Genomic DNA, 26181 nt, shown 5'->3' on the forward strand with positions numbered 1-26181 from the left:
TACGTGGAGAATAAGTGATGAAACGGTGTGTGATGGTGCAGGGAACTGCATCCGATGTGGGTAAAAGCGTGCTGGTGGCCGGGCTGTGCCGGATCTTCATGCAGGATGGCTATCGCTGTGCGCCGTTCAAATCGCAGAATATGGCGCTCAACTCTGGCATTACCGCCCGTGGCGAAGAGATGGGTCGTGCGCAGATCTTTCAGGCCGAGGCCGCCGGTATCGCACCCGATGTGCGAATGAACCCGGTCCTGCTGAAACCGACCAGCGATTGTCAGGCGCAGGTGGTGCTGATGGGTAAAGTGGCCTGCAATATGGACGCAGTCAGCTATCACGAGTACAAGCCGCAGTTACAGCAACAAATCAGCGAGGTGTATCACAGCCTGGCCAGCGGCTACGACATCATGGTGCTGGAGGGGGCGGGTAGCCCGGCGGAAATCAACCTGCGCGACCGCGACATCGTCAATATGGGCATGGCGGCGATCGCCGATGCGCCAGTGCTGTTGGTGGCCGATATCGATCGCGGCGGGGTATTTGCCGCCATTTATGGCACGTTGGCACTGCTAGAACCGGATGAAAAAGCTCGGGTGAAAGGGGTGATCATCAATAAATTCCGTGGTGATATTGCCTTGCTCTATTCGGGCTTGGAGCAGATTGAGGCGCTGACCGGTGTGCCGGTGCTGGGCGTGATGCCCTGGTTGAATATCGATCTGGAAGATGAGGATGGTGTGGCGTTGCAAAATGGCAAATATGCCCCGACAGGCAGTAGCCATGAGCTGGACATCGCGGTGGTACAACTGCCCTATATGTCCAACTTTACCGATTTTAATGCCTTGGCGGCCCAGCCGGACGTAGGGCTGCGCTATGTTTCGCACCCGGCGGCGCTGGCCGGTGCCGATCTGATTATCCTGCCGGGTAGCAAAAACACTCTGGGGGATCTGCAGTGGCTACAACGGAGCGGGTTGGCGGCGGCGTTACAGGATCAGCACCGGGCCGGAGTGCAGATCGTGGGTATTTGCGGCGGCTACCAGATGCTCGGTAAGCACATTATTGATGGCGTGGAGTCCGGTGTGGAACAGATGGCGGGTTTGGGCTTGCTGGATGTCACCACCCGCTTCGCACCGCAAAAAGTCACTACGCAGGTGACAGCACAATGTGAGCCTGGGTTGCCCGGCCTCTGGTCTGGCTGTGGCGAGCAGGATGTCGTTGGTTATGAAATCCATATGGGCACCACCCAGCTTGGCTCAGAGGCTACGCCTTTCTCCCGCCTTTCCCTACGCAATGGGCAGCCGGATAGCGCCTTCGACGGTGCAGTGAACCCCACCGGTAACGTGCTGGGCAGCTATATCCATGGCTTATTCGACAGCGCGCCTTTTTGCCGTGCGCTACTAAACCAATTGCGCCAGCGTAAAGGGCTAGCGGTTTACGACGGCCCGGCTTTCGATTATGCCGATTACAAGCAGCAACAGTTTGATCTGTTGGCCGATAAGATGCGGGAACATATTGATATGGATAAAATTTATCGCTTGATGACCGAACACCAGCAAACGGAGGCACAATGATCCTGATCACCGGCGGAGCACGCAGCGGCAAAAGTTCGCTGGCCGAAAGGTTAGCGAGCGGTGTCAGTGACCGGGTGTTGTATATCGCCACCTCGGTGGTCACCGATGAGGAAATGGCCGAACGGATCAAGCTGCATCGCCAAGCCCGGCCCGCTCATTGGCGTACCTGGGAGGGGAGCCAGCAACTGGCCAGTGTGATCGACCAACAGGCGGGGGCGGGAGATGCGGTGATCCTGGAGTGTATTACCACGCTGATCGCCAACCTGATGTTTGACCTGACCGGGGAGACGCCGGTGGAAAGCATCGATTTTGCCGTGGTTGAAACGGCAATCCAACGGCAGATCGATGATCTGCTGGCCGCCTGCGCCCGCAGTCCGGCGGCGATCTATCTGGTCACCAATGAACTGGGGATGGGCATCGTGCCGGAAAACCGTTTGGCACGACACTTCCGTGATATTGCCGGGCGTGTTAACCAGCGTTTGGCCGCCGCCGCCGAGTCGGTGCTATTGGTGATTTCTGGTATTGAGGTCAAGATCAAATGAGTCTGCGACTATTTTGGGCCACCCTGCAATTGATGACGCGTATCCCGCTGCCCGCGAGTTGGACACAGGGATTGGCGATGGATAATTACCAGCGCGGCATTGTCGGTTTCCCTTTGATTGGCCTGATCGTGGGTGCAATCAGTGGGGCCGTCTTTACCCTGTTGGCCCCCTGGTGTGGGGTGCCGCTGGCGGCGTTGAGCTACGTGCTGGCATTGGCTCTGGTTACCGGCGCCTTTCACCTCGACGGATTGGCCGATACCTGTGATGGCGTGTTCTCGGCCCGCACCCGGGAAAAAATGCTGGAGATCATGCGTGACAGCCGCCTTGGTACCAATGGGGGTTTGGCGCTGATCTTTATCGTCGTGGCCAAAGTGTTGGTGATCAGCGAACTGGCATTGCGTGGGGTACCGATGTTGGTCACGTTAGCGGCAGCGGGAGTGGCCTGCCGGAGCCTGGTGGTATTGATGATGTATCGCCAGCCTTATGCCCGTGAAGGTAACGGGCTGGGGAACCTTTACATTGGCAAGATCAGCGGGGGGCAAACGCTGTTCACTCTGGCGCTAGGGGCCGCTTTGGTCGCCTTGTTAGGGCATGGGCATGGGCAGGGGCTGTTTGCGCTTGGCTGTGCCCTGATCGCCGTGCTGTTGCTGCGGGCCTATCTGCGCCGCCGTCTGGGCGGGCAAACGGGCGACACCCTGGGGGCGGCGATAGAAATTGCCGAATTGATCTTCTTACTGGCACTGCTGTGAGTGGGCGTTATGCGGCTATTTTTGGTACGACACGGGCAAACGGCGGCGAATCGACAGGGCGTATTTTGTGGCATGACCGATTTACCGTTGACCGAGCAAGGTGAACATCAGGCCAGGCAGATCGCACAATGGCTGGCCGAAGTGCCTTTTACCCAGGCGATCAGCAGTGAGTTAAGACGCGCCCAACATACCGCCGAGATTGTGCTTGGGCAGCGTGAACTGGCGATCCAACCTGACGGAGGCTTTAACGAAATGAATTTTGGTGACTGGGAAATGTGCCATCACCAGGATTTGCAGCAGCAGGATAGCGCTGCCTGGGCCGACTGGGTGGCGGATTGGCAGCGAGCCTGCCCGCCAGCGGGGGAGTCCTTTCCACTGTTTTCCCAGAGGATTAGCCTGCAGGCCCAACGTCTGCTGGACGAACAGGGCGATGGCGATCGTCTGCTGGTGGCGCACCAAGGCTCCCTGAGCCTGTTGCTGGCAGGGTTACTAAAGCTGCCTGCCTCCGGGATGTGGCACTTCCCGTTTACCCAGGGAGCCTACAGCGTGGTGGAACTCAACCAGGGGTTTGTCACGCTAAAGGTATTTAACAGCCAGGCTCATTGGCAGCCTGCAAGTAGAGAATAAAGTATGCAAACATTGTCATCGTTAATCGACCTGATTAAGCCGTTGGACGCGGCCGCCATGCAACAGGCAGCGGCAAAGATTGATGGCCTGCTTAAGCCACCGGGCAGCCTTGGCCGCCTGGAACAGTTGGCAACCCAACTGGCCGGGATGCGCGGTTTTAGCGGGATGGCCGCCAGCCGCAAGCAAATCATCGTCATGATGGCCGATCACGGCGTTTATGCCGAAGGGGTAGCGGTGTCACCGCGTGAAGTAACGGTGATCCAGGCGCTGAATATGGTGAAAGGCAATACCGGCGTCTGCGTATTGGCGGCCAATGCCGGTGCCGAGGTGAAGCTGGTGGATGTTGGCATCGACAGCGAACCCTTGCCGGGCCTGATCGACATGAAAGTTGGGCGCGGCAGCGGCAACATTGCGCGTGGTGCGGCAATGACGCGCCAGCAGGCGGAGGAGTTGCTGTTGGCCACGGCTCAATTGACGCTGGAACAGGCGGCGCTTGGGGTGAAGCTGTTTGGCGTCGGGGAACTGGGGATGGCAAATACGACGCCAGCCGCAGCGCTGGTCAGCGTCTTTACCGGCCGCGATCCGCAGGAAGTGGTCGGCATTGGGGCCAATTTCCCCAGCGACCGTTTACACCACAAGGTGGACGTGGTGCGCCGGGCGATTGAGGTAAATCAGCCGGATACCCAAGATGCGCTGGACGTACTGGCGAAGCTGGGTGGATACGATCTGGTGGGAATGGCTGGCGTGATGTTGGGGGCTGCGGCGGCCGGTCTGCCGGTGATCCTCGATGGTTTTCTCTCATATGCCTCTGCGCTGGCGGTCTGCGGCATTGCGCCTCAGGCTCGGGATTATCTGCTACCGTCCCATTTCTCAGCTGAAAAGGGCGCAGCTGCCGCACTTGAGCACCTGCAATTGGCACCTTATCTGCATCTGGATATGCGACTGGGGGAGGGCAGCGGTGCCGCCATTGCCATGCATATCGTGGATGCGGCCTGCGTGATGTTTAATCAGATGGGGTCGTTGGCGGACAGTAATATTGTAATTCCCGGTAGCGCGACCTGACCGGTTGATTAACTCAGCGAGCGCAGAATGCTGCGCCCGCTTGTTTCGCGTTCTTGGAACTATGCGGTTTGCAGGCTGGTTGCCCGGCCAAACAGGCGTTTGAACAACCAGTAAATCACGCTGGCTGCCAGCAGTGAGTTAATGGTTGGCACGCCCCATTCCGTCACCAGGCCGATCACGCTACCGACAATGCTGGCGATAATCGCTGCCCAGCCGATGAGTGGCGTTTCTTGCGGCAGTTGGCCGAGCTGGCGGCTGGCGTCCAGCGCATCGCGGTGGCTGCGCAGCACGAAATAATCCACCAGCATGACGCCGAGGATCGGTGGGAATACCACGCCCAGCACGGTCAGGAAATCCACAAACCGATCCAGGATCCCCAGAACCGAAAGCAGCGTGCCCAACAGACCGATAATCACCGTGGTCGCGGTATATTTCAGCTTTTTACCGGTGATCCCTTCAACCGCATTCACCACGCCCAAGGACGACGAATAGAGGTTCAGATCGTTGACGCGCAGGGTCGAGAACACCACCACCAGCAAACCGATACCGCCCGCACTCTGGGCCATGATCGTCACCACGTCTGCGGTGCCGAGCGTTTTGGCAATAAAAATCGCCAGACCGTTAACCACGAATTCACCGGCAATAATGGTCAGCAACGTAATGCCAAACACGTGGCGTTTGTTTTTGGAGTAACGGGTCAGGTCAGGGGTCATCAGGCTGGCAACAATGGCACCGCCAACGACGATGGTGATGCCCGCGCTGATGGTTAACGCGTCCCCCATCGGTGCCAGCAGAATGGCCTCATGCAGTTTCTGCCCGGAGAGGACGTTATAGGAAATAAAGAACACCAGCAGGATAAACAGCGGCACAGCAATACGAGCTGTAATGCGCAGAGCTTTAAAACCAAAAGCGACCAGCACCGTCAAAAACAGGCCGGAGAGTGAGGCTGACAGCGGGAAGCCCAGGCGATCGCCCAAGGCGAAGTTAAGCGATTTGGCAAAGATGGCGTTCTGAATGCCAAACCAGCCCAACAGGCTGACGGCCACTACCAGGCCGATAAGCACCGAGCCTATGCGGCCAAAGCCACACCAGCGAGCCAGCAGGCTGCCGGAGATACCTTCTCTCATCCCGGCCAAGCCCAGCCCGAACGTCACGACCCCAAAGATCAGGCTGCCAATCGAGATGGCGATAAAGGCATCGGTCAGGGTCATTGAGTTACCCAGCACGGCACCCAGCATAAACTGGTCCAAGGCCGTTAGCATACCCATATGCACGATGGCGACGCTGAGGAAGGAGACCCTCTTATCCTGCGGTACCCGGCTCAGTGGGTAGTCTTCAATTTTAATCACGATAATCTCTCGTTAACGTTTAAATAAATTGGATGCCTTTTTCAATCAGGCGTACTGGAATGTAGCTGTCCAAGTTCACCTGTTTGCAATACTCTTCGAACTGCTGGAGCGTATGCACATCGGCTTTTTGGTAGATGTTGTAGATTCTATTTTCTATGGTTTTATTGCTGACGTCATATAACCTGGCAATCTCTTTGTTGGTGTAGCGTTGCAGCATTAAAAATATGATGTCCAGCTCCGACTGGGTAAAAATCTGGATGCTGACTTCGGTGGTTAATATGCTGGGCTTTTGCTGGTTGATATATTTTAGCGGTGAAAAACTGTCCAGCGGACGGGCGTTCCACATGGTGCCAACCAGCTCTTCCTTGTCATTATAAATAGGCAGTTTTTCGCTGATAAAGGGGACCAGGCTGTCGCTGCCGTACCAGAAGTGCGTCTCGATAACGGCTACGCGATCCCGCGTTCCTTCGGTTTTCCTGTCGTGTTCTTGCAAGTCGGGGGCAAACTCTGCCCAATCGGCGGGGAACTCGGCATCAAGCTTGCCCGCAATATCGAAATTGAGAGGTGTGTTGGTATAAAGATAGGCCGCCTTGTTCATATAAATATGGCGTGAAGATAAATCTTTAATGCCCCAAGGCTCATTTAAATGTTCCATCATGGTGATGAGACCTTTTAAATATAATTCATTGCTCTGCCAAAATGAATCCATTTGAACCCCTCATACTTCAGCGCTATCAGATGTTTTTCGCTAAATAGATGCGAGTATGGCGGTGCGCATAACCCGCTAAGTTGCCATACGGCTGGTACCCCAGTTTTTCGTAAAACGCCTGCGCCTGAAAACTGAAGGTATCGACATAGGCCATATGGCAACCGCGCTTGACGGCTTCCTGTTCTGCCCGCAGCATCAGATCACGGCCGTAGCCTTTTTTGCGATACTCGTCACCTACCCACAGGTACTGGACTTCTAATCCCCCCCACCAGGTTCTGGCAACCAGCCCGGCCACAATCTGCCCGCGATCGTCGGTGACGGTCAGGAATAACGGATGAATATCTACCTCATCATACTGATGGTTGTGCGCCCAGAGGCTGTCAATCACGAACTCTTCATCCTGCGGATTTGGAGTGTCCGTTACGTTAATCTTCATGGTCAATCTTTCCTTTTCATGCTAATAATTCAAATGTTCATTAAGGTCTCTGTATTGATTAGCTTTTGTTAACATTTATTGTCAATGATTACAAGGGTGTTTTTCACCTGTTTTCCTGATGGCAAAAAATGGGTATGTTGTTGGTAAGAGAAGGGAATAATTGACCTTTCTCAAGAGTATACCGAATAGAGAATATTGTGCTTCACCAGGGATACGCCCTTTAGGGCAGAGGATAGTGACAAGAGCAAGCTAACTTGCCAACCGCACTATGCCTCACTGAACATGTAGTAAGATTTACCATCACTTCGCAGTAATGCATTGCGCAAAGTAGCGGATTAAACTCCGCTACTTTGCCGCAAAATCCGTGCCTTTATCGTATAATTACCTGTTAAGCACCGCGTTTCGTGGTGCTCCTCGCTTCAAGTGGCCCCACTGAGGTATTATGACTGAGCGACCGATTTCGCGGCCAGCTCGCAACAGGTGAGAAAGTATTGATGGCATTATGAAAACACTTAAGCCGCGCCGCCCTCATGGGCGGTGGATCTATTACATTCTGCACGAAGATATTCTGTGGCCATGCCCAGTCAAATGGGAGTGGGAAGAGAATTTCGAGGCATGGTTGCCTTTTTACTACTCGCCCACCTTGGAGTTTGTGGCAGGCGATCCGGCGAAAGCCGTCAAGGTGACGAAACCCCAAACGCCCGGCTTGCAGCCGAAACGCCTGGAGTACGCTTGATTCGGGTATGCCCGATGATTATTCAACCCATCCCTGAATGCCGATACTCGCCAAGCCTTGCTATCCGGCCTGAAGTAATCCATCCCTGACGCATCGCCGTTTTTCTGGCGGAACTTAATTGAGTAAATCGTGAACGGTGCGGCGCACGTAGTGGGTCATCTGCGCCAGGTCTTCGGGCGCAACCGGGCCACCGCCAGCCAAGACGACCTGTTGCTCGATCTGGGCGATCTCTTGCTCAACCCGGTTGGCGATTTGCACCTTGACGATCTTGTCTACCGATGACAGCAGAACCTTCAGTACCACTTTCAGCGCAATGTTTTCGCAGAATGAATCGTAGGAGTGGGCTGTTGGCGGCGCTTCTACCGCCGGTGGCGGCATGCGTGGGGCCATAGCCTTGAAACTGTCTACATTTTCAATAATAAGATCCATGTCTCTTATTAGTTCATCAAAATCTTTAGACACTGACTTATTTCCCTTTGCAGTACGCAAAAAATAGAACGCCTGGCTTTGGTTGGCTGACAGGCGGACACAGCTTGAATCGACCGGACGTTCAACGGGTGAGCGGTAGGCTGGTCGGCATTTTAACCCTGCTCGGGTTCCGCAAACAAGATAGGGATGATTGATGGTTTGCCTTCTATGTATAACTGCTAGTGATGGTTTTTCGCTGTCTATACAAAGTGTATTGCCGCCTGGAGCTCTGATAACCGGTGCCCTATGATAAAAAATGCGAAGGGTATTCAGATAAACGCTTAGACCGCAACCCGACAAGCGCTCTACAGGCTAAACTTGAGGGGCAGATATTCACACAGGGAGGAGATATGGAACCCGAACGTGGCATTAAGCGAGTGATACTTTCTGATGGCGCTATCAAACATGTGGTGGTGGAAGACGCTATGGGCAACGAGCGCACCCTGGCTGCCGTAGATTACATCTCTGAGGGGATACAGCCGCCGTTGGAAACGCTGCCGGAAGTCCCGGCCCAGGAAGAGTAAAAAGACCCAGGAGGATGGGTTGTCAACCCTCGGCACCGGGCGGCGATTGCTGCTGCCAATCAGGCACGATATTGCCCATTGCTAGCCTTTTCCCCATACTGGCAGAAATGGTGTATTTTATTGCACCCAGCAGGAAGGGCAAGTCAGTGTCAACGGTCAAGAAAAACTCTACTCCCTCGCTGTTTCTGAAGATCAAACCCCAGGAAGCCGTGCTGGTCCTTATCACCATGCTCTGGGGCGGCACCTTTTTGGCCGTGCATCAGGCGATGCTAGTCAGCGGGCCATTCTTTTTTGTCGGGCTACGTTTTGGCACCGCGACGTTGGCGCTGGTGCTGTTTTCTCTGCGTTCGCTGCGGGGGATGACCTGGTACGAAATCAAGGCCGGGGTGTTTATCGGCACCTCGATCATGTTCGGCTATGGCCTGCAAACCATGGGGCTGCAAACCATCACCAGCAGCCAGTCGGCATTTATTACCGCCATGTACGTGCCGATTGTGCCGTTATTGCAGTGGTTAGTCCTTGGCCGTATGCCGGGGATTATGTCCTGGATTGGCATTCTACTGGCCTTCGTCGGGCTGATGCTGTTGAGTGGGCCAAGCAGTTCCAGCCTGGCATTCAGCGGCGGTGAATTCCTGACGTTGGTCAGTGCGCTGGCGATCGCTATCGAGGTGATTTTAATCGGTGCTTTTGCGGGCAAGGTCAATGTGCGGCGGGTGACTATTGTGCAGTTGGCTACTGCGTCGTTGTTATCGTTTTTGATGATGGCTCCTACCGGGGAGTCGGTTCCGGCGTTTTCCAACTATCTGCTTTACAGCGCGGTAGGGTTAGGGATCGCCAGTGCGGTGATCCAACTGACGATGAACTGGGCACAACGCAGCGTTTCACCTACCCGTGCCACGGTTATTTATGCCGGTGAACCGGTATGGGCTGGGATAGTTGGCCGTATCGCCGGTGAGCGTTTGCCTGGGTTGGCGCTGATTGGCGCAGGGTTGATTGTGCTGGGGGTGATTGTCAGTGAGTTGCGTATTCGGCGTAAACCAAAGCCAGTAGAGTTGACATAGGGGCGGGCGCTGCATATAGCACCTGTAAAAACGCCGCGTGAGAACGCGGCGTTGTAATAACTAGGGTTAGGCCGACTTCTTACGGCGCACAAACTGATAACCGATCCCCAGAATGATAAACCACAGCGGCGTGACGACCAGCGCCTGGCGTGTGTCCTCGCGCAGCGTCAGCAGCACCAGCACGAATGCGAAGAACGCCATGCATACCCAGCACATCAACTTACCGGCAGGCATCTTGTAGATCGATTTCTGGTGCAGTGCCGGGCGTTGCTTACGGTAGACCAGATACGAGCACAGGATGATGGTCCAGACGAACATGAACAAAATGGCCGACACGGTGGTGACCAGCGTGAATACGGTCATGACGTTCGGGATCAGATAGATCAGCACCACGCCGCCCAGCAGACAGATACAAGAGAAGGTCAGGCCGTTTGCCGGTACCGCACGCTTGGACAGGTTGGCAAAGGATTTAGGCGCATCGCCTTCCTGTGCCAGGCCGAACAGCATACGGCTGGTGGAGAACACGCCACTGTTGGCGGAAGAGGCGGCAGAGGTCAACACCACGAAGTTGATCACGCTGGCTGCGGCTGGCAAACCAATCAGTACGAACAGCTCGACGAACGGGCTCTTATCGGCCACCACCGAGTTCCAAGGCGTTACCGACATGATCACGATCAGCGCGAAAACGTAGAACATGATAATGCGGATCGGGATGGAGTTGATGGCGCGTGGCAGCACTTTTTCCGGATCTTTGGTTTCGGCCGCGGTGGTTCCCACCAGCTCGATACCCACAAAGGCAAACACCGCAATCTGGAAGCCTGCAAAGAAGCCGCTAATGCCTTTCGGGAACATGCCGCCGTCATTCCATAAGTGGGAGAAGGAGGCTACGCTGCCGGTTGGGGATTCGAAGTGCATCGCCACCATCACCAGACCGGCGATGATCAGGCCCACTATCGCGACGATTTTGATCATCGCAAACCAGAACTCCATCTCACCGAACATTTTCACCGTTGCCAGGTTCAGGCTGAGCAGCAGCAACACGCACAGTAAAGAGGCGATCCATTGGGAGAGGTCGGGGAACCAGAACTGCGCGTAGGCGGTAATGGCCACCACGTCGGCAATACCGGTCACCACCCAACAGAACCAGTAAGTCCAACCGGTGAAGAACCCTGCCCAGGGGCCGAGCAGATCGGCGGCAAAGTCGCTGAAAGATTTGTACTGCAGATTGGAGAGCAGCAGCTCGCCCATCGCGCGCATCACGAAGAACAGCATAAAGCCGATGATCATGTACACGAAGATGATGGAAGGCCCGGCCAGGCTGATGGTCTTACCGGAACCCATAAACAAACCTGTACCAATGGCACCGCCGATAGCGATCAGCTGGATATGTCGGTTTGAGAGGTTTCGCCTTAGGTGATCTTCTGATCCGGGCGTGGCGTCCACTGCTATTTTAGAATGATCTACCATCGTATGCTGTCCTGTTTTTACCTGTCATGAGTGGAATGGCGAGCTCTGAAGTGGCTCTTTTTTATCTGTATTAGCCGGTTTTTCCGACAAAAGTAAGGTAACTCAATATCACCACCTTTGTGCAACATTTTTACAACATAATGAGGTGGGATCAAAGCCGATTATTCTTTACTCAGGGGGAGGCAAATCGGACGTCTAGGGGGCGGAAGATTACTCTTTACCGCGGCAAATGAACAGTGCCAGCAGTGGTTATCTCATTGATTAAACAGGGGCTTATAAAACTCGCATGAGAAAAACTAATGCTAAAAGGCGATTAAACTCATGCTGATGTCTGTCTGTGCTTGAGGGGCGTTAATAGCGGGTTTTGCGCGAGGAGCAGTTGAGTTCTAATCAGTTTATTGCTGCAGCTGGCGCGGCTTGGCAGTGGATCGCCGGGCGTGCAGCGTACATTTGGTTGGTTTTGCGGTTTAAATCACAAAAGTATAAATCATTGGTTGAGTCATGGTGGTCAAAAGGTCGAGAAGCCACCAGCTACACCTGTTGATCACAAAAGCATCATAAATAGGTACAAGCTCCCATTGGCCAGCGGTAAGCTGTGTTCATCACGGTAATACAGAGAGGGGATTGAATATGTACAAGACCATTTTAGTACCGGTAGATCTTGCAGAAGACGTATTGACTGAACATGCGCTCGAACACGTGGAGTATCTGGCCAAGATGTCTGGGGCCAAGGTGCATTTCTTCCATGCCTTGCCGGATGCTTCGGCGTTTGTGACCGCCTATTCGTTTGGCATCAAAGAGTTTGAAAATCAGGCTGAAGTGAAGGCGGTGGAGGGGTTGAAGAAACTCATGGCGAAGATCGACCTGCCGTTGGAGCGTCTTTCTTATACCATCAGCTTCGGTTCGCCACGTGACGAGGTGTTACAACTTGCCGAGGAAATCTCAGCCGATCTGATCGTGATTGGCTCTCGCCGTCCTAGTGTCAAAACCTACCTGCTCGGCTCGAATGCGGCCGCCATTGTCCGCCACGCCAAGATCTCGGTGATGGTAGTCCGATAATCAGTAGTTAGCCCTCATCTAACCCGGCCCGCACCTTGCGGGCCAATCACCCCCCCAAAGAAAACGGTGCTGGCCAGCATGCCCGTGCAGATACTGCGCGAAAAGGTAAGTTAATTCCTAATCTATAGGGCTATTTATTCGCGTCGTGAACAATAATGGGGTAATAAAAATCCCACAATATTATTAATGATTAAATGGGACTAATCCTATTGTTGTTTTTTCAACTAATGATTAATGCGCTAGAGTGAATGTTAGTTAAGTTAATGATAGAAAATATTCTGTTACGAAACTTATCATTCAACCGTTCAGGAGGGGCGCTAATTACATCGCCAAGCCGTTATCAGACCCCAAACGGGGGCCTGATAGCGCACGGATTATTGGCGGTAGGCGTGCTTGATCTGCTGAATACTGTTCTTGAAGATTTCAGCCTGATCCGGGTCATCTACCTGAGCGGCAAAACGTTCCAGATTGATGATCACTTTACCGGCATCAGCCTGGCCAATAGCCTTTAATATCAACGTCAAAGTCGCTTTGAGGCAGGCCACTTCGGTGGCCAGCGCTTGCGGGTTTGCAGACGTAGTGAAGTCAACGTTGCTCATTTTATCTCCTGAATTTTAAGGCGTAAGCCTGAAGTGAAATATGAAATGTGGTTTGATGCACAACAACCCGCTGCCGACCCACCCAGGCAGACCCCGTGCCTCATTTAGGGCGCGGAGTATATCACAGCATCGGCAGTTCGTATCGCTGAGGCCGCGTGGCGAGGGCACGATGCCCGTTAGGGCTGGTCGGCAGGGCATTTTTTTGCGCTAGAGGTGTAATTCCTCTGTATACTCATTTATAGTTAGCGGCGGGATGTGCGCTTTCAGATAACGTGGATTTTATAAAGTAATACTGGCTTAATTCGACGTGATGAATAACTATTTCATCTGCAAGCTATTGACATTTAGGACGGTTATTTTCTCTTGAAATGTCACCTTTTTCCCCATCTACAACGGTTATGTATTCTGAATAAGGGTTTACCTACAGCGGTTTGTACGTGATTAAAAATGGCGTAATTTTGTTATTTTTTTGTAATTCATATAGTTACAGGTGATAATTGGCAGGGTGGTTATTATCTGGTTTTGTGAAAACAGCGATTAATTTTCCCGCCAGAAGGCGTAAAATGGCGTATCATGGTGGTAATGTATTGAGCCTAATAGGCTTGATGGTTTTTTATCCGTTAACCAGTGCTTTAATCGTAACAAAGGTGGTACAGGGGTCGACAAACCTGGCCATAGTTAACCGAGAGTAAGTATTAATCTGTATTCATTCTTTGCTGAAAACCAAGTAATATCTGTTTAGATGACAGAGGCTGATTGATTGCGTTACTCCCTTATTTTGGAGAATTTTCCTTGATTAGCGTTCTTCTTGTTGATGACCACGAACTGGTGCGCGCAGGGATACGACGCATTCTTGAAGATATCAAAGGCATTAAAGTTGTTGGCGAAGCACAATGCGGTGAAGATGCCGTAAAATGGTGCCGCGGCAACACTGTCGATATCGTTTTGATGGATATGAATATGCCGGGTATTGGGGGGCTGGAAGCCACCCGTAAGATTGTGCGTTACACGCCCGATATCAAAGTCATCATGTTGACTATTCATACTGAGAATCCGTTGCCTGCCAAGGTGATGCAGGCGGGCGCAGCTGGCTATCTGAGCAAAGGCGCAGCACCGCAAGAGGTGATTAATGCGATCCGTTCGGTACATGCCGGCCAGCGCTACATCGCTTCGGACATCGCCCAGCAAATGGCATTAAGCCAGTTGGAGCCGCAGGCGGAAAACCCGTTCAGTACCTTGTCTGAGCGTGAATTACAAATTATGTTGATGATCACTAAAGGGAAGAAAGTGAATGAGATTTCAGAACAGCTGAATCTCAGCCCTAAAACAGTGAATAGTTATCGTTATCGTATGTTCACCAAGCTGAATATCAGCGGGGATGTTGAATTGACCCATCTGGCGATCAGACACGGGCTGTTCAACGCGGAGACCTTGTTAAGCAGTGAATGATCGTTTTGATGCACCGGCATTTCTTAAAACCGTAACCAGTCAGCCTGGCGTATATCGCATGTATGATCTGACGGGGACGGTGATCTATGTGGGTAAAGCCAAGGACCTGAAAAAACGTCTCGCGAGCTATTTTCGCACTCAGGTCAGTAGCCGCAAGACGGAAACGCTGGTCAAAAATATCGCGCAAATTGACGTTACCGTTACCCATACGGAAACCGAGGCGCTACTGTTGGAACATAATTATATCAAGCTGTATCAGCCCCGATATAACGTTCTGTTGCGTGACGATAAATCCTATCCGCTGATTTTTTTGAGTGCCGATAGCCACCCACGGCTGACGGTACACCGTGGTGCCAAGCATGCCAAAGGTGAATACTTTGGCCCGTTCCCCAATTCTTACGCCGTGCGTGAAACGCTGGCGCTGTTGCAAAAACTGTTCCCCGTACGTCAATGCGATAACAGCGTCTACCGCAATCGCTCCCGTCCTTGCCTGCAGTATCAGATTGGCCGTTGTCTGGGGCCATGCGTCGCCGGTTTGGTGAGTGAGGAAGATTACCGTCAGCAAGTAGACTATGTGCGCCTGTTTTTGTCCGGTAAGGATCAGCAGGTCTTGCACCAGTTGATTGCGCGGATGGAAAACGCCAGCAAACTGCTCAATTTTGAAGAAGCTGCGCGCATCCGCGATCAGATCCAGGCGGTACGGCGAGTAACGGAAAAGCAGTTTGTCTCAGGAGACAGCGACGATCTGGACGTGATCGGCGTGGCTTTCGATGCGGGTATGGCCTGCGTACACGTGCTGTTTATTCGCCAGGGTAAAGTGTTAGGCAGCCGCAGCTACTTCCCTAAAGTGCCGGGCGGTACAGAATTGAGTGAAGTGGTGCAGACCTTTGTGGGCCAGTTCTATTTACAAGGCAGCCAGGCGCGCACTTTGCCAGCCGAGATCCTGCTGGACTTTACGTTACCGGAAAAAGATCTGCTGGCTAGCTCGCTAAGCGAACTGGCTGGCCGCAAGATCCAGATCCAGAGCAAGCCGCGTGGCGACCGTGCCCGCTACTTGAAGCTGGCACGTACCAATGCCTCGACGGCGCTGGTCACCAAGCTTTCTCAGCAATCGACTATCCATCAGCGGCTGGCGGAACTGGCGAAAACGCTGAACCTGACCGAAATAAACCGGATGGAGTGTTTCGATATCAGCCACACCATGGGGGAGCAGACAGTTGCTTCCTGCGTGGTGTTCGATAGCAATGGTCCACTGCGCTCGGAGTATCGGCGCTACAATATTACCGGCATCACGCCGGGTGATGACTATGCCGCGATGGCGCAAGTGCTGAAACGGCGCTATGGTAAAGCTCTGGAAGAGAGCAAGATCCCGGACGTCATCTTTATTGATGGCGGGAAAGGGCAACTGGGTATGGCGATTGACGTGTTCAATTCGCTCAACGTGACCTGGGACAAGAACAAACCATTGTTGATCGGTATTGCCAAAGGCAGCGATCGCAAAGCCGGGCTGGAGACGTTGTTCTTCGTCCCTGAGGGGGAGGGGATTTCGCTACCTTCGGACTCGCCGGCACTGCACGTGATCCAGCATATTCGTGATGACTCACACAACCATGCGATCACCGGCCATCGCCAGAAACGGGCGAAAGTCAAAAACACCAGCGCCCTTGAACTGATTGACGGCGTTGGGCCAAAACGGCGTCAGGTGCTGTTGAAGTATATGGGTGGACTTCAACCATTATTGAACGCCAGCGTTGAGGAAATTGCAAAAGTGCCGGGTATTTCACAAGCATTGGCAGAAAAGATCTACAATGCATTGAAACACTGAGGGCAATGTAGCAACATACTCTTAATTTCCACTCCAGCCAGATAGTTACCAGCATTATGCAATTGAATATACCGACTTGGCTTACCCTGTTCCGCGTAGTTTTGATCCCATTCTTCGTCCTGGCGTTTTACCTGCCGTTCGTCTGGGCTCCCATGCTCTGTGCGGTCATTTTCGTGTTTGCTGCTGTAACCGACTGGTTTGACGGCTTTTTAGCCCGTCGCTGGAAGCAGACAACCCGCTTTGGTGCGTTCCTCGATCCGGTTGCCGATAAGGTGATGGTGGCGGTGGCCCTGGTGCTGGTAGCGGAGCATTATCACACCTGGTGGATCACTCTGCCTGCGGCAACCATGATTGCCCGCGAGATCATTATCTCGTCGTTGCGCGAATGGATGGCGGAAATCGGCAAGCGCAGCAGCGTGGCGGTTTCGTGGATTGGCAAGGTGAAAACCATGGCGCAGATGATGTCATTGGTTGGCCTGTTGTGGCGGCCGGAGCCTACGGTGGAGTATCTGTCGTTCGGCTTGCTGTACATCGCGGCCGTGCTGACCTTCTGGTCAATGTTCCAATATTTGAACGCGGCACGCCGCGATTTGCTGGAACCTTGATCGAAGCGATGTAAAAATCGGCAAACGAACCCGGTGAGATAACAATTTTATTGACTCACCACGCCAGATAAGTAGAATGCATCGCATCAGACGGCAGCGGTGAGTTGCCAAAAGATTTAAAAAAATCAGCAAGTTCTGATTAATGCGGGAATAGCTCAGTTGGTAGAGCACGACCTTGCCAAGGTCGGGGTCGCGAGTTCGAGTCTCGTTTCCCGCTCCAAATTTAGTAAAGCTGGTGATTGCGAGCTTTAGCCTGCAAAGGCAAACAGAATTAAGGCGCGTTAACAAAGCGGTTATGTAGCGGATTGCAAATCCGTCTAGTCCGGTTCGACTCCGGAACGCGCCTCCAATTTTCCCGAGCCCGGGTGGTGAAATCGGTAGACACAAGGGATTTAAAATCCCTCGGCTTATGGCTGTGCGGGTTCAAGTCCCGCCCCGGGTACCAGGAAAATACACTAAGAATAATCAAAGCAATATGTAGTAATGTCGTACCGCCGAGAGGCGGTTTTTTTGTGCCTGAAATCTGCTTTGGAACCTTTTCGGAAGAGGCTCTCGGAAGATAGAAGTCGCAGTCGGCATACTATTCAACCCCACTAGCGGCACCCCCTTCAACTTTTTCTCGTTATTCCTACTACGGAAATCTCCCAAAGAGTTTCCAGCAATCCCAACTATTAATGGACAATTAGCTATGGAATCGCAGGACCTGTATTCATTTCTCTCTGATAATCGATTGGTCGACTTGGTCGAGTGTGTAAAGGTTTCGGACGACTTTCTGGACGTTATCTCGCTGTCTGAAACACAGCACTCCGATATGCTCGCCTGGTGTCTCCATCCTAACGAAGGCCATGGGCAAGGTGATGCCGTGGTTAAGGACTTGTTGGTGGCTGCCTACAATGCAGGCGCACAGACGAATAAGTTCTCAAATAAGGCCTTCTTTGAGAAATGGACACCAGGTCGTGTACGCACATCAAGCTTCGGTTCTACGTTCATCGCCAGGGAATTCAGTTTGTCAATCAGCGAGGCCAATAAAAGGGGGCGTCTTGACCTATTTTTGATTGATCCGAACAATCGTATCGTCGTGACCATAGAAAATAAGGCTGGAGCCGCCTTAACGGAAGGTCAACTGAGTTCTTATTACACCGCTGTGAATGCTCAAATCAGCAGTCGCAAGGTGTTTAAAGATTACGACTTTGCCTATTTGGTGGTAGATCGCGATTTGTCGCAGTACACCGAAGAACATTTAAAGTCGTTAGGCAATAAGTGGGCTTTGCTCGACTATAGCTGGTTGGAAGCGTCTGCAAATCGGGCTCGCCATCACATAGAGCGTAATAACCAAGCTGCCCAACTGCTGATGGCATACTGCCAAAAGCAGACGGGATGGCAAGGCCCGAACGAAAAACGCGTTTCAGAGCTGGCGGCAGAGTTAGCTTCACAGCATGAGACTGTGGTGGAAGCGCTCAAAAAAACCAGAAGGATAGGTCCAACAGAGTGGAAACCTCTGCACTTTAGTGGGCCAGAAAGCGAACTATTGCTGTTCATTCAACAAAACCGTCAGTTATGCGATCTCTTGGTGCAAGCCCGAGGGATCGGCTCTGTTTTGGTCAGCTTGCGCAAGCAATTACCAGACCTTGATCATGAAAACATTGAGCATGGACGCTTATGGCTTAGATTTTCCACGGCAGAGATGCAATCGCTGATGCAGAGCTCTGATGGATATTGGCCAATTTATCTGAATATCTTTCGTGAGACCAAAAATGATGATGAAAAATCGAAATTCACGTTAAGGCTTATCTGGGTGAAGGACGAGTTCAATGACGATGAATGTGATAGTCAAGCGCTGAGAGAACTCATGGCGAAAAGTTTCCCTGGGTTAGAAAAATTTTGCGACAGCGTAGAGAGGCGATTAGTCGTAGGTTCCAAATTAAACGCAGGCGAGGTAGTAAAAAAAGCGGTTGAGATCGCCGCTAAAGTAGGGGCGCAAATCGACGCGGCTCGGCAAAGCGAGATACTTCGATAGCTGTGCAGATACCTGGAACATTTGATTTGCCTTGGGCGTTATCCTCGAAGGTGTAATGCAGAACAATGAGCTAGTATAATCAAGTACATAGCACGTCCTTTTATGCTGGTCCTTGTCACTATCCCATCTTCATGGTAATAACACTGAAAGGTTCGCACCATAAAAACAGGGGAGTAAGCATGAGTCAGTGGGATATTATTGTTGTGTTTTCATTGGTCATCACATATATACCCTGTTTTTGGTTTTCGGGTATGCTTGCCACCGCCCGGAGCATTGTGGAAGAGTTTGGAAATGACAAGATCTATGCGCAGCTGTTTGTACCTGGCTGGGCCAAAAAATGCGCGGGTATAGCTTTCGCAGCCCATTACTGCTTTGTTCTACTGATCGTTACTCTAATGGACTGGGTGTTTGGTTTGGCAGCGTTTGGTGCGGGCATGATCCCTTTTGTGCTCATACCTCTCCCGCTCATGGCCAAAACGTATCGTGGGATATACCGAAATAAAGCATTGAGTATTTACAAAAGTGCCCCTGACTCAGGGAAAATCATGCTGAAAATGCTAAAGGAAACCCAAAAAATCCTTTAGCGTACTGAGCTGCTGGTGCCGCTAGTTCTGCGATCTACTATTTTCCTCGTTTTCTCTATTTGGCATTAATCACTCCTTTGCTGCCTGCATCATTATCCACCCAGACATCTTGCCCCTTGAGGCGACGATCTCCTTGAATGGTATAAGTGATGGTGCCACTTCTGAACACCAGCGCGCCATCAGATTTTTTTGCCTTGACCTGCTTGCCGTTCACCAATACACGATCCTTACCATCGATACTGATTGTCGCTACCGTGGCACCTGTCTCTGGAAAGGTGGCAACCCACTCACCGGCATATGGGCTGGCACTGGTGTCAGCAGTGGGGGCGGCTCCAAAGCCGGCCTTGGCATTCTCGGCCTTGGTTTTGTGAATGTCACAGCCTTGAGCCTCGGTCACTTGGGTACAGCCAGAACGCTCCAACTGCTGGGCAAATTTTGCGTTGATGGCGTGGGCCGGGGCGATGCCAAGTAGCGTCAGTGTCAGCATAACAGCTGCATTTTTTGACATTGTAGTTCCTCCAAAATGAGCCGATCTATTGCCACGGAAACGGACCGGATATTTCGGTGGCTGAGGGGTATATCTAAATCTAGCACTCAATAGCCCTTAACGCGATTCAACAAGCAACGAAGCATTTTCTCATTCGGTGGTCGAATACAAACGGAGCGCTATGGCTTCTCTATCGTCGATTTATAAATTGAATGGATTCAGCCCGATTTTGTTGCCAGCGGCAACTGGTATGCTACAAGACTCGGCTATTCACTCAGGAGATGACGATGGAATTTGAAATTGAGATTATTAACCCGGCGAAACATCCAGAGCTAGCGGCCCAGCAGGTGGTTATCGAGTTGATCCGCGCAGGGAAAATTGACAACGCCTTTAATGGTGCCAAAGCGTTAAACACTTACCAAAACCTGGTGGAAAAGTATAAGGCATTAGCTGCAGAGCCCGGTGCTGTTCAGGCTAAGGACAACCCTACAGCGCTCCCTGCCTCGGAGGTTAAGATGGCTACATTGCCAAGTAAACCTGCAGTGGTTGCAGCCAAAGCAAAAAACAATGTCGACAAGGCCCCCGTAGCGGCAAAATCGAGGGCCAAGACATCGGCTCCAGCGGTTAAAGAGTCAACCGTTGCTGCAGAAGTCGTTGCCAAGCCAAAGAAAGCCAAACCAAACCCGACTACAGCCAAGAAAAAATAATCCTTCTATGCGCGGAGGCGCCCGTTTCCGCGCAGTTTATTTCAGGTTGAAGTTTGTCAGCTCAGGCGTGACTCGTGATCAAACGGCTATTTCGTCGAGACTATGCTGATGCCTTCGGCCGGTAGCGGCAGCGCCGTTTTATAGCGCACCTGCTTGAGGGCAAAGCTGGAGCGGATGTTGGCTACGCCCGGTATCTTGGTCAGATGATCCAGAATGAAACGCTCAAGCGCGCGGATATCGGGCACCAATACCCGCAGCAGATAATCGGCATCGCCCGTCATCAGGTAACACTCCATCACTTCTGGGCGCTGATCAATGGCCTGTTCAAAGTTACTGAGTGCACCTTCAACCTGCTTTTCCAAACTCACCTGAATAAATACGTTCACATGGAGCCCTAGCACCGCCGGTTCCAGCAAGGTGACTTGCCCCCTGATGATGCCCAACTCCTCCATGGCTTTTACACGGTTGAAGCAGGGAGTTGGGGATAGATTGACCGAACGGGCAAGCTCAGCATTGGTGATCCTCGAGTTAGTTTGCATCGAGTTCAGAATGGCAACGTCTGTGCGATCAAGCTTCTTCATATGAGAGAATTTACCCTTAAAATGTGATTTATGAGGTTAAAATGACTCATAAAAACCGATTTGAAAAACATAATAAGAGAAAGTTTCCCCGGTTATCCAGATAAAATTAGCATATTGCATGAATGGATGAGAAACCGCTGTGGATACTGAGGGTAAATACTTAACCAGCTCGCCAAGCGTGCCGAGCTATACGCCTGATAGCGTGAAAATCAAAGGCGTCCTGCTGCTGGTTGGGGCCATTGTGATTTGGGGGGCTAACTGGCCGGTGATGAAGGCAGGGCTTTCACATATGACGCCGATTTGGCTTTCTTCCACCCGATTTGTCAGTGGTGCGCTGTGCCTGTTTGCTCTACAGATATTGACCAAAAAGTTGCGATTCCCGCCCCGCAAGGATTGGCCGTTAGTGGTGAGCGTCGGGCTGCTGCAAATGCTGACATTTACCGTGCTCGGTGCTTTTGCCATGACCGAAGTGCCTGCTGGCCGATCCGCTATCCTGGCTTACACCACGCCACTCTGGGTCACGCCAATCGCAGTGGTATTTTTCCGGCAGCCGCTTTCGCGTCGGCAACTGATGGGATCGTTGCTGGGTGGTGTAGGGGTCATTGTACTGTTCAACCCGTTCACGTTTAACTGGGGCGATAAGGTTATGATTGTGGCTAACCTGATGTTGCTGACGGCCTCCTTTGCCTGGGCGATGTGCATTTTGCACTTGCGTTATCATAAAGGAGTGTGCAGCGCGTATGAGCTTGCTCCCTGGCAGATGTTGCTGGCAAGCGTACCGTTGGCGTTGATGGCTCGGGTATGCGAAGGGCCATATACCGGCGATGGTTCTACATCGTTAATCGAAATACTGCTGTTTATGGGCCCGCTGGCGACCGCGTTCTGCTTTGTTGCGGTGAATGCCGCCAGCATGTGGCTGTCGAGCACCAGCATGTCAACGGCGATGCTCGGGGTGCCGGTGATAGGCTTACTGATGTCCGTTGTCTTTCTGGGGGAGCAATTGACTCTCACGCTGGGTATTGGCCTGCTGGTCATTATGGCGGGTATTTTTATCGTGACGGTAAAACCATCGACAAATGGCATTAAGACTTCCTAGCGAATCTGCTACGGGTTCATAACCTGGCTAAGTTGAACGAGGCCGCTGACAACATCTTGACCGGCTTCATGCAGCGCCCATTGAGACTAATAAAAAGGCCAGAGTCGTTACGCTAACGAGCTCTGGCCTGTTTGTTCACCGAGGAGAATTAATCCAGTTTTGGATGCTGGTCGATCAGCGTTTGCTTTTTCTTCTCCAAATCGGCGATTTGCTGGCTGATATCTTCCACTTTCTGCTCGATATTATCGTAAGTTTCCTGCAGCAGCTCTTTGGCTTCTGAGCGGTCAGAGGCGGCAGGAGCAGCACCGCGCAGCGGCTTGTTGGCCGTTTCTTTCATATACAGGCCGGTAACCAGACCAATCGCGGCTACCACCATCAGATAATAGGCTGGCATATACAGGTTACCGGTGGTTTCGACCAGCCAGGCGGCCAGCGTTGGTGTGACACCCGCAACCAGTACCGAGATATTGAATGAAATCGCCAGCGCGCTGTAACGGATGTGGGTAGGGAACATCGCAGGCAGAATGGAGGCCATTACCCCGATAAAGGAGTTGAGCAACACGGCCAGTATCAACAGGCCAACAAAAATCAGGCCAATAACGTTACTGTTGATCAAGATAAAGCTAGGGATGGCCAGCACCAGCAGACCGAGGCTACCGCCAATGATGAAGGGTTTACGGCCAATGCGGTCGCTGGTCATGCCGACCAGTGGCTGGACGAACAACATACCTAGCATGATGGCAATGATAATCAGCACGCCGTGGTCTTCGGAATAGTGCAGGTTATGCGACAGGTAGCTTGGCATGTAGGTCAGCAGCATGTAGTAGGTCACGTTGGTTGAGATCACGATACCTACGCACACCAGCAGGCTTCTCCAGTGCTTGGTAGCGATCTCTTTGAACGAGGTTTTCGGCGGGTTCTCAATGGCCGCACGATCGTTCTGTTCCATTTTGTCCATATGCTGCTGGAACGCTGGCGTTTCTTCCAAGGCGTGGCGCAAATACAGGCCAATTATCCCCAGCGGTGCTGCCAGGAAGAACGGAATACGCCAGCCCCAGTCGAGGAAGTTGGCCTCACCCACGATGCTGGAGATAAGTACCACCACACCTGCCCCTAATACGAAGCCGGCGATGGAGCCAAAGTCGAGCCAACTGCCCATAAATCCGCGTTTACGGTCCGGTGAATACTCGGCCACAAAGATGGCTGCGCCAGAATACTCCCCACCGACGGAGAAGCCCTGTGCCAGTTTGGCCAGCAACAGCAGGATAGGGGCCCAGATGCCAATCGAGGCGTGGGACGGGATCAGGCCGATACAGAAGGTACTGATCGCCATAATAATGATGGTAACGGATAACACTTTCTGGCGGCCGAATTTATCGCCCATGGCACCGAAGAAGACACCGCCCAAAGGACGTACCAGGAAAGGAACCGAGAAGGTGGCCAGAGCGGCAATCATTTGCACGCCAGGCGAGGCGCCAGGGAAGAACACCTGGCCAAGTGCGTAGGCGACAAAGCCGTAAACACCGAAGTCAAACCATTCCATGGCGTTGCCTAATGCGGCGGCGGTAATGGCTTTCTTTAACTTGCTGTCATCAATAATAGTGATGTCATTAATCTGTAGTGGTTTATGCTTTTTTTTTCTTAGCTTCATAAATCATCCCATGCAAAATTGATCGTCGGCGAGTTCGTCGGCCCGCTCATTTTTATTGGTCAAGATATCAGTCAGGCTAATGTTACCTCTGTTTTGCAGATCGTCCTCGTGGTTTTTTTCTGAGAGTCTCATCACAATAATTAGGGTTTTAAACAAAAAATGTCATCCTTAGGATTAGTTTTTCTTGTCATATAGCTTAGCGTTATCTGGAGCTTGAATCAAACCGAGTAAAAAATGTTATGTTTTTCAGTGACTTTTACGGCAGGAAAGTCTGAGGGATGGGTGGATTTTCATCAATAAAGGGGGGGTGAAAAGTGTTCAGTATGTCCCCGAACACCTGTCTACGATGTCCCCGAACAGTACAGGAATGATACAGAGTTAAGGCCCCCACACAGACGCAAGAGCAGAGGCGGTGCTGTAAGCTGGTCGTCTGGTTAAGGCTTGCCGTCATAGCCATCCCAGTAAGTGGCGATAGCATTTTCGAGCAGGATCTCGCGCTGTTTTTTCGGCGAGTCAGCCGTATAGGATTGATTATACATCGTCGCCTTTTGTTCTGATTCAGGTAAAAAATCAGGGTTGCGGAACTCATTCACCCTTTGCTGTGCCTGTTCGCGGGTCAGTCCATCCTGGCGATCTTTTGTTCCTGCCTGGTAAAACTGCTCAAAGAATGGGATGGCGGCTTTCGTCGATTTTGAGATATCGGTGCGCGTATCAGGGCCGAAATGCGCCTCCGCCAACTGGAAGGTGGCATGGCGAGCGTGTCTTTCAACGCTACTTTGTGAGGCGGAGCAGGCGCAAAGCAACAGCGCGGCAAGCAACGGGATAGAACGATAACGTTTTGATGGCATGTGATGCTCCTTGTAATAGGTATTGAAGGTCCCAAAGGATGTGCCGCTATTCTATCCCAGTGGCAACATATTGAAACCCATCATGATAGCGCAACCCTTGCTACACTTATTACAGGCAGCGTTGCCTGGTGAGTGGAGGTGGATATGTCTGATACCGAACTGCTTCAAGTGCTTTTGCAGCGTATAGAGGCATTGGAAGCCCGTGAACAGGCACTCACTGCGGCCTCCAATGCCTACCAGGCAATCATCACCACCATTTTGGGTAATATGGATAAAACAGCGTGCGACAAGGTGATTTCGATGATCGATCAGGCACATGAAATCGCCTATGTACGTGCTGCACATCGCTGTGACGAACCGCAGAAACGTAAAATCAAGCAGGCGGATGATGTTGCACAGCGTATGTTTATGGTCGCGCAGGGGCAGGGAAGGGCATCACAGTCACGCTGATCCTATAACAGTTTGCGGCGAATAATGCAGGAATTGATCTACCTCAATAAACTGTCATTGTGATAGCTTGGGCTGAGATTGGTGATAGTCACGATGCGCTGAGGCATTAAGGTATGGCGATGGATACGATTAAGAACATCCTGGTTGCGGAGATAGAACAGATTAACCGGCGGGAAGGGCGTGATGGTAAGCCGCGCTTCAACAGCGAGTTTGCACGTACCCATCGCTGGCTGTGTTTTGCCATGTTCGCTGGCTATTTTGCGGTGATCGCGGTGATGTACCCGGTGCCCTACATGGGGCTGTATTCGTTCCTGGGTTTTACTGCCTTTGTGCTGTTTATGTTTGCCATGCTGCTGATAGAAATCAAGCCGGTTTACCGCTTTGAGGACATCGGCGTACTGGATCTGCGAGTTTGTTACAATGGGGAATGGTACTTTACGCGCGCACTGTCGCCGCAGGCAATTGAGGCACTGTTGAACGAACCTACGGTAAGCTCGGTGTTGAAAACCCGTATGCAGGAAATCATCGCCAACAAGGGCGAGATTGATTTCTATGACGTTTACGATCTGGCTTATGCCAAAAAATTAGCTACCCCGTCAGTGCCACAAGCCGCGCTGAGCTGAATAGGTTGCACCGGTGTCGAGGTTGGCTATAATAGCCGTTGGCATGAGACTATTCTTAGGAAATAGCGATGAGTGATGATATTTTTGATTTTGACATTGATGATGAATTAGCCAAAGCAGAAAAAAATGCGGCACAGAAGGCTAGGGAAGTTCCTGAAATTCTTGAGGATGAAGAAGACTGCGAAGGCTGCAAAATCTGATTGAATTGCCAAAAAAACCGCTGCGGCGGTTTTTTTATGCCCGCCCGCCAGACATAGCCTCAATCCAGCACAAAACCCCAGATCAACAGCCCGGCCACGGTAACGAGGCAC

The 26181-nt window shown here is 52.0% G+C and carries 29 protein-coding genes and 3 tRNA genes; 22 read left to right on the forward strand and 10 right to left on the reverse strand.

Features of this window, described 5'->3' with window-relative positions:
* Positions 1 to 17: 17 nt before the first annotated feature.
* Genes KGP16_RS10650 through cobT form a run of 5 tightly spaced genes read left to right on the forward strand, consistent with a single transcriptional unit; the run spans position 18 to position 4539 of the window.
* Positions 18 to 1559, forward strand: coding sequence for a cobyric acid synthase (locus tag KGP16_RS10650; protein ID WP_209528134.1), 1542 nt, complete (start codon positions 18 to 20; stop codon positions 1557 to 1559).
* Complete coding sequence (gene cobU / locus KGP16_RS10655) at positions 1556 to 2101, forward strand: bifunctional adenosylcobinamide kinase/adenosylcobinamide-phosphate guanylyltransferase (RefSeq protein WP_059200491.1); 546 nt, start codon at positions 1556 to 1558, stop codon at positions 2099 to 2101. The genes KGP16_RS10650 and cobU overlap by 4 nt, the downstream gene beginning before the upstream one ends.
* Positions 2098 to 2850, forward strand: coding sequence for an adenosylcobinamide-GDP ribazoletransferase (cobS, locus tag KGP16_RS10660; protein ID WP_021804765.1), 753 nt, complete (start codon positions 2098 to 2100; stop codon positions 2848 to 2850). The genes cobU and cobS overlap by 4 nt, the downstream gene beginning before the upstream one ends.
* A gap of 9 nt (positions 2851 to 2859) precedes the next feature.
* The gene (locus KGP16_RS10665; protein WP_037374938.1) at positions 2860 to 3477 is read left to right on the forward strand and encodes an adenosylcobalamin/alpha-ribazole phosphatase; all 618 of its coding nucleotides are present in this window, start codon (positions 2860 to 2862) and stop codon (positions 3475 to 3477) included.
* A gap of 3 nt (positions 3478 to 3480) precedes the next feature.
* Positions 3481 to 4539 carry a nicotinate-nucleotide--dimethylbenzimidazole phosphoribosyltransferase gene (cobT, locus tag KGP16_RS10670; RefSeq protein ID WP_223501315.1) on the forward strand — a complete coding sequence of 353 codons (1059 nt, stop codon included), beginning with the start codon at positions 3481 to 3483 and terminating at the stop codon, positions 4537 to 4539.
* Positions 4540 to 4598: 59 nt separating this feature from the next.
* Here the strand turns inward: cobT and KGP16_RS10675 are convergent, their stop codons facing one another.
* From KGP16_RS10675 to KGP16_RS10685, 3 genes are read right to left on the reverse strand one after another with little or no spacing between them, the layout of a single operon-like run.
* Positions 4599 to 5888: a cytosine permease gene (locus tag KGP16_RS10675; protein ID WP_094982300.1), complete on the reverse strand. Its 1290-nt coding sequence runs from the start codon at positions 5886 to 5888 to the stop codon at positions 4599 to 4601.
* A 19-nt stretch (positions 5889 to 5907) separates the two neighbouring features.
* Positions 5908 to 6597, reverse strand: a complete 690-nt coding sequence (locus KGP16_RS10680; protein WP_037374900.1) for a PAS and helix-turn-helix domain-containing protein — start codon at positions 6595 to 6597, stop codon at positions 5908 to 5910.
* A gap of 25 nt (positions 6598 to 6622) precedes the next feature.
* Positions 6623 to 7033 (reverse strand): GNAT family N-acetyltransferase, encoded by a 411-nt coding sequence (locus KGP16_RS10685; RefSeq protein WP_021804760.1) that lies wholly within the window; start codon positions 7031 to 7033, stop codon positions 6623 to 6625.
* 502 nt (positions 7034 to 7535) lie between these two features.
* Here KGP16_RS10685 and KGP16_RS10690 point away from each other — a divergent pair.
* Positions 7536 to 7769 (forward strand): hypothetical protein, encoded by a 234-nt coding sequence (locus KGP16_RS10690; protein ID WP_024486733.1) that lies wholly within the window; start codon positions 7536 to 7538, stop codon positions 7767 to 7769.
* Positions 7770 to 7883: 114 nt separating this feature from the next.
* Here the strand turns inward: KGP16_RS10690 and KGP16_RS10695 are convergent, their stop codons facing one another.
* Positions 7884 to 8198: a hypothetical protein gene (locus tag KGP16_RS10695; protein ID WP_081050627.1), complete on the reverse strand. Its 315-nt coding sequence runs from the start codon at positions 8196 to 8198 to the stop codon at positions 7884 to 7886.
* 389 nt (positions 8199 to 8587) lie between these two features.
* Here KGP16_RS10695 and KGP16_RS10700 point away from each other — a divergent pair, with 389 nt between their 5' ends.
* Both KGP16_RS10700 and KGP16_RS10705 read left to right on the forward strand, forming a co-directional pair.
* Positions 8588 to 8761, forward strand: coding sequence for a hypothetical protein (locus KGP16_RS10700; protein ID WP_021804758.1), 174 nt, complete (start codon positions 8588 to 8590; stop codon positions 8759 to 8761).
* A 146-nt stretch (positions 8762 to 8907) separates the two neighbouring features.
* Positions 8908 to 9822: a DMT family transporter gene (locus KGP16_RS10705; RefSeq protein ID WP_115158352.1), complete on the forward strand. Its 915-nt coding sequence runs from the start codon at positions 8908 to 8910 to the stop codon at positions 9820 to 9822.
* Positions 9823 to 9888: 66 nt separating this feature from the next.
* Here the strand turns inward: KGP16_RS10705 and cycA are convergent, their stop codons facing one another.
* Complete coding sequence (gene cycA, locus KGP16_RS10710) at positions 9889 to 11289, reverse strand: D-serine/D-alanine/glycine transporter (protein WP_223501316.1); 1401 nt, start codon at positions 11287 to 11289, stop codon at positions 9889 to 9891.
* A 630-nt stretch (positions 11290 to 11919) separates the two neighbouring features.
* Here cycA and KGP16_RS10715 point away from each other — a divergent pair.
* A complete protein-coding gene (locus KGP16_RS10715; protein WP_021804757.1) occupies positions 11920 to 12348 on the forward strand; it encodes a universal stress protein in 429 nt (142 codons plus the stop codon).
* A 374-nt stretch (positions 12349 to 12722) separates the two neighbouring features.
* Here KGP16_RS10715 and KGP16_RS10720 read toward each other — a convergent pair whose 3' ends face one another.
* A complete protein-coding gene (locus KGP16_RS10720; RefSeq protein ID WP_021178352.1) occupies positions 12723 to 12947 on the reverse strand; it encodes a DUF2594 family protein in 225 nt (74 codons plus the stop codon).
* A gap of 792 nt (positions 12948 to 13739) precedes the next feature.
* Between KGP16_RS10720 and uvrY the strand changes: the two genes are divergently transcribed.
* The 8 genes from uvrY (at position 13740) to KGP16_RS10760 (ending at position 19427) form a co-directional block, all read left to right on the forward strand.
* Positions 13740 to 14396 (forward strand): UvrY/SirA/GacA family response regulator transcription factor, encoded by a 657-nt coding sequence (gene uvrY / locus KGP16_RS10725; RefSeq protein ID WP_021178351.1) that lies wholly within the window; start codon positions 13740 to 13742, stop codon positions 14394 to 14396.
* Positions 14389 to 16221: an excinuclease ABC subunit UvrC gene (gene uvrC / locus KGP16_RS10730; RefSeq protein WP_071680541.1), complete on the forward strand. Its 1833-nt coding sequence runs from the start codon at positions 14389 to 14391 to the stop codon at positions 16219 to 16221. The genes uvrY and uvrC overlap by 8 nt, the downstream gene beginning before the upstream one ends.
* A gap of 56 nt (positions 16222 to 16277) precedes the next feature.
* Positions 16278 to 16826, forward strand: coding sequence for a CDP-diacylglycerol--glycerol-3-phosphate 3-phosphatidyltransferase (gene pgsA, locus KGP16_RS10735; RefSeq protein WP_021804755.1), 549 nt, complete (start codon positions 16278 to 16280; stop codon positions 16824 to 16826).
* Between the two features lie 144 nt (positions 16827 to 16970).
* Positions 16971 to 17046 (forward strand) — tRNA-Gly (locus KGP16_RS10740).
* A gap of 55 nt (positions 17047 to 17101) precedes the next feature.
* Positions 17102 to 17175: transfer RNA gene (locus KGP16_RS10745), tRNA-Cys, on the forward strand.
* Between the two features lie 10 nt (positions 17176 to 17185).
* Positions 17186 to 17271, forward strand: a tRNA-Leu gene (locus tag KGP16_RS10750).
* Positions 17272 to 17514: 243 nt separating this feature from the next.
* The gene (locus tag KGP16_RS10755) at positions 17515 to 18843 is read left to right on the forward strand and encodes a PD-(D/E)XK nuclease family protein (RefSeq protein ID WP_223501318.1); all 1329 of its coding nucleotides are present in this window, start codon (positions 17515 to 17517) and stop codon (positions 18841 to 18843) included.
* Between the two features lie 179 nt (positions 18844 to 19022).
* A complete protein-coding gene (locus KGP16_RS10760) occupies positions 19023 to 19427 on the forward strand; it encodes a hypothetical protein (protein ID WP_059200536.1) in 405 nt (134 codons plus the stop codon).
* Positions 19428 to 19482: 55 nt separating this feature from the next.
* Here the strand turns inward: KGP16_RS10760 and KGP16_RS10765 are convergent, their stop codons facing one another.
* A complete protein-coding gene (locus KGP16_RS10765; RefSeq protein ID WP_094982295.1) occupies positions 19483 to 19935 on the reverse strand; it encodes a hypothetical protein in 453 nt (150 codons plus the stop codon).
* A 266-nt stretch (positions 19936 to 20201) separates the two neighbouring features.
* Here KGP16_RS10765 and KGP16_RS10770 point away from each other — a divergent pair, with 266 nt between their 5' ends.
* The gene (locus tag KGP16_RS10770; protein WP_115158355.1) at positions 20202 to 20621 is read left to right on the forward strand and encodes a hypothetical protein; all 420 of its coding nucleotides are present in this window, start codon (positions 20202 to 20204) and stop codon (positions 20619 to 20621) included.
* An 86-nt stretch (positions 20622 to 20707) separates the two neighbouring features.
* Here KGP16_RS10770 and KGP16_RS10775 read toward each other — a convergent pair whose 3' ends face one another.
* Positions 20708 to 21202 carry an Lrp/AsnC family transcriptional regulator gene (locus tag KGP16_RS10775; RefSeq protein WP_024485698.1) on the reverse strand — a complete coding sequence of 165 codons (495 nt, stop codon included), beginning with the start codon at positions 21200 to 21202 and terminating at the stop codon, positions 20708 to 20710.
* Between the two features lie 139 nt (positions 21203 to 21341).
* Here KGP16_RS10775 and KGP16_RS10780 point away from each other — a divergent pair, with 139 nt between their 5' ends.
* On the forward strand, positions 21342 to 22298 hold the full coding sequence (locus tag KGP16_RS10780) for a DMT family transporter (protein WP_223501319.1): 957 nt from the start codon (positions 21342 to 21344) through the stop codon (positions 22296 to 22298).
* A gap of 148 nt (positions 22299 to 22446) precedes the next feature.
* On the opposite strand, the gene proP is transcribed toward KGP16_RS10780, so the two are convergent.
* Both proP and KGP16_RS10790 read right to left on the reverse strand, forming a co-directional pair.
* Positions 22447 to 23949 carry a glycine betaine/L-proline transporter ProP gene (gene proP, locus KGP16_RS10785; protein ID WP_021178344.1) on the reverse strand — a complete coding sequence of 501 codons (1503 nt, stop codon included), beginning with the start codon at positions 23947 to 23949 and terminating at the stop codon, positions 22447 to 22449.
* A 434-nt stretch (positions 23950 to 24383) separates the two neighbouring features.
* Complete coding sequence (locus tag KGP16_RS10790; protein ID WP_223501321.1) at positions 24384 to 24797, reverse strand: Exc2 family lipoprotein; 414 nt, start codon at positions 24795 to 24797, stop codon at positions 24384 to 24386.
* Positions 24798 to 24941: 144 nt separating this feature from the next.
* Here KGP16_RS10790 and KGP16_RS10795 point away from each other — a divergent pair, with 144 nt between their 5' ends.
* The 3 genes from KGP16_RS10795 (at position 24942) to KGP16_RS27590 (ending at position 26070) form a co-directional block, all read left to right on the forward strand.
* Complete coding sequence (locus KGP16_RS10795; RefSeq protein WP_021804748.1) at positions 24942 to 25247, forward strand: hypothetical protein; 306 nt, start codon at positions 24942 to 24944, stop codon at positions 25245 to 25247.
* A gap of 119 nt (positions 25248 to 25366) precedes the next feature.
* Positions 25367 to 25870: a YlaC family protein gene (locus KGP16_RS10800; RefSeq protein ID WP_059200541.1), complete on the forward strand. Its 504-nt coding sequence runs from the start codon at positions 25367 to 25369 to the stop codon at positions 25868 to 25870.
* A gap of 68 nt (positions 25871 to 25938) precedes the next feature.
* A complete protein-coding gene (locus KGP16_RS27590) occupies positions 25939 to 26070 on the forward strand; it encodes a hypothetical protein (protein ID WP_021178340.1) in 132 nt (43 codons plus the stop codon).
* Positions 26071 to 26181 lie beyond the last annotated feature (111 nt).

It is taken from the genome of Serratia sp. JSRIV006, from assembly GCF_019968685.1.
GTDB classification, from domain to species: domain Bacteria; phylum Pseudomonadota; class Gammaproteobacteria; order Enterobacterales; family Enterobacteriaceae; genus Chania; species Chania fonticola_B.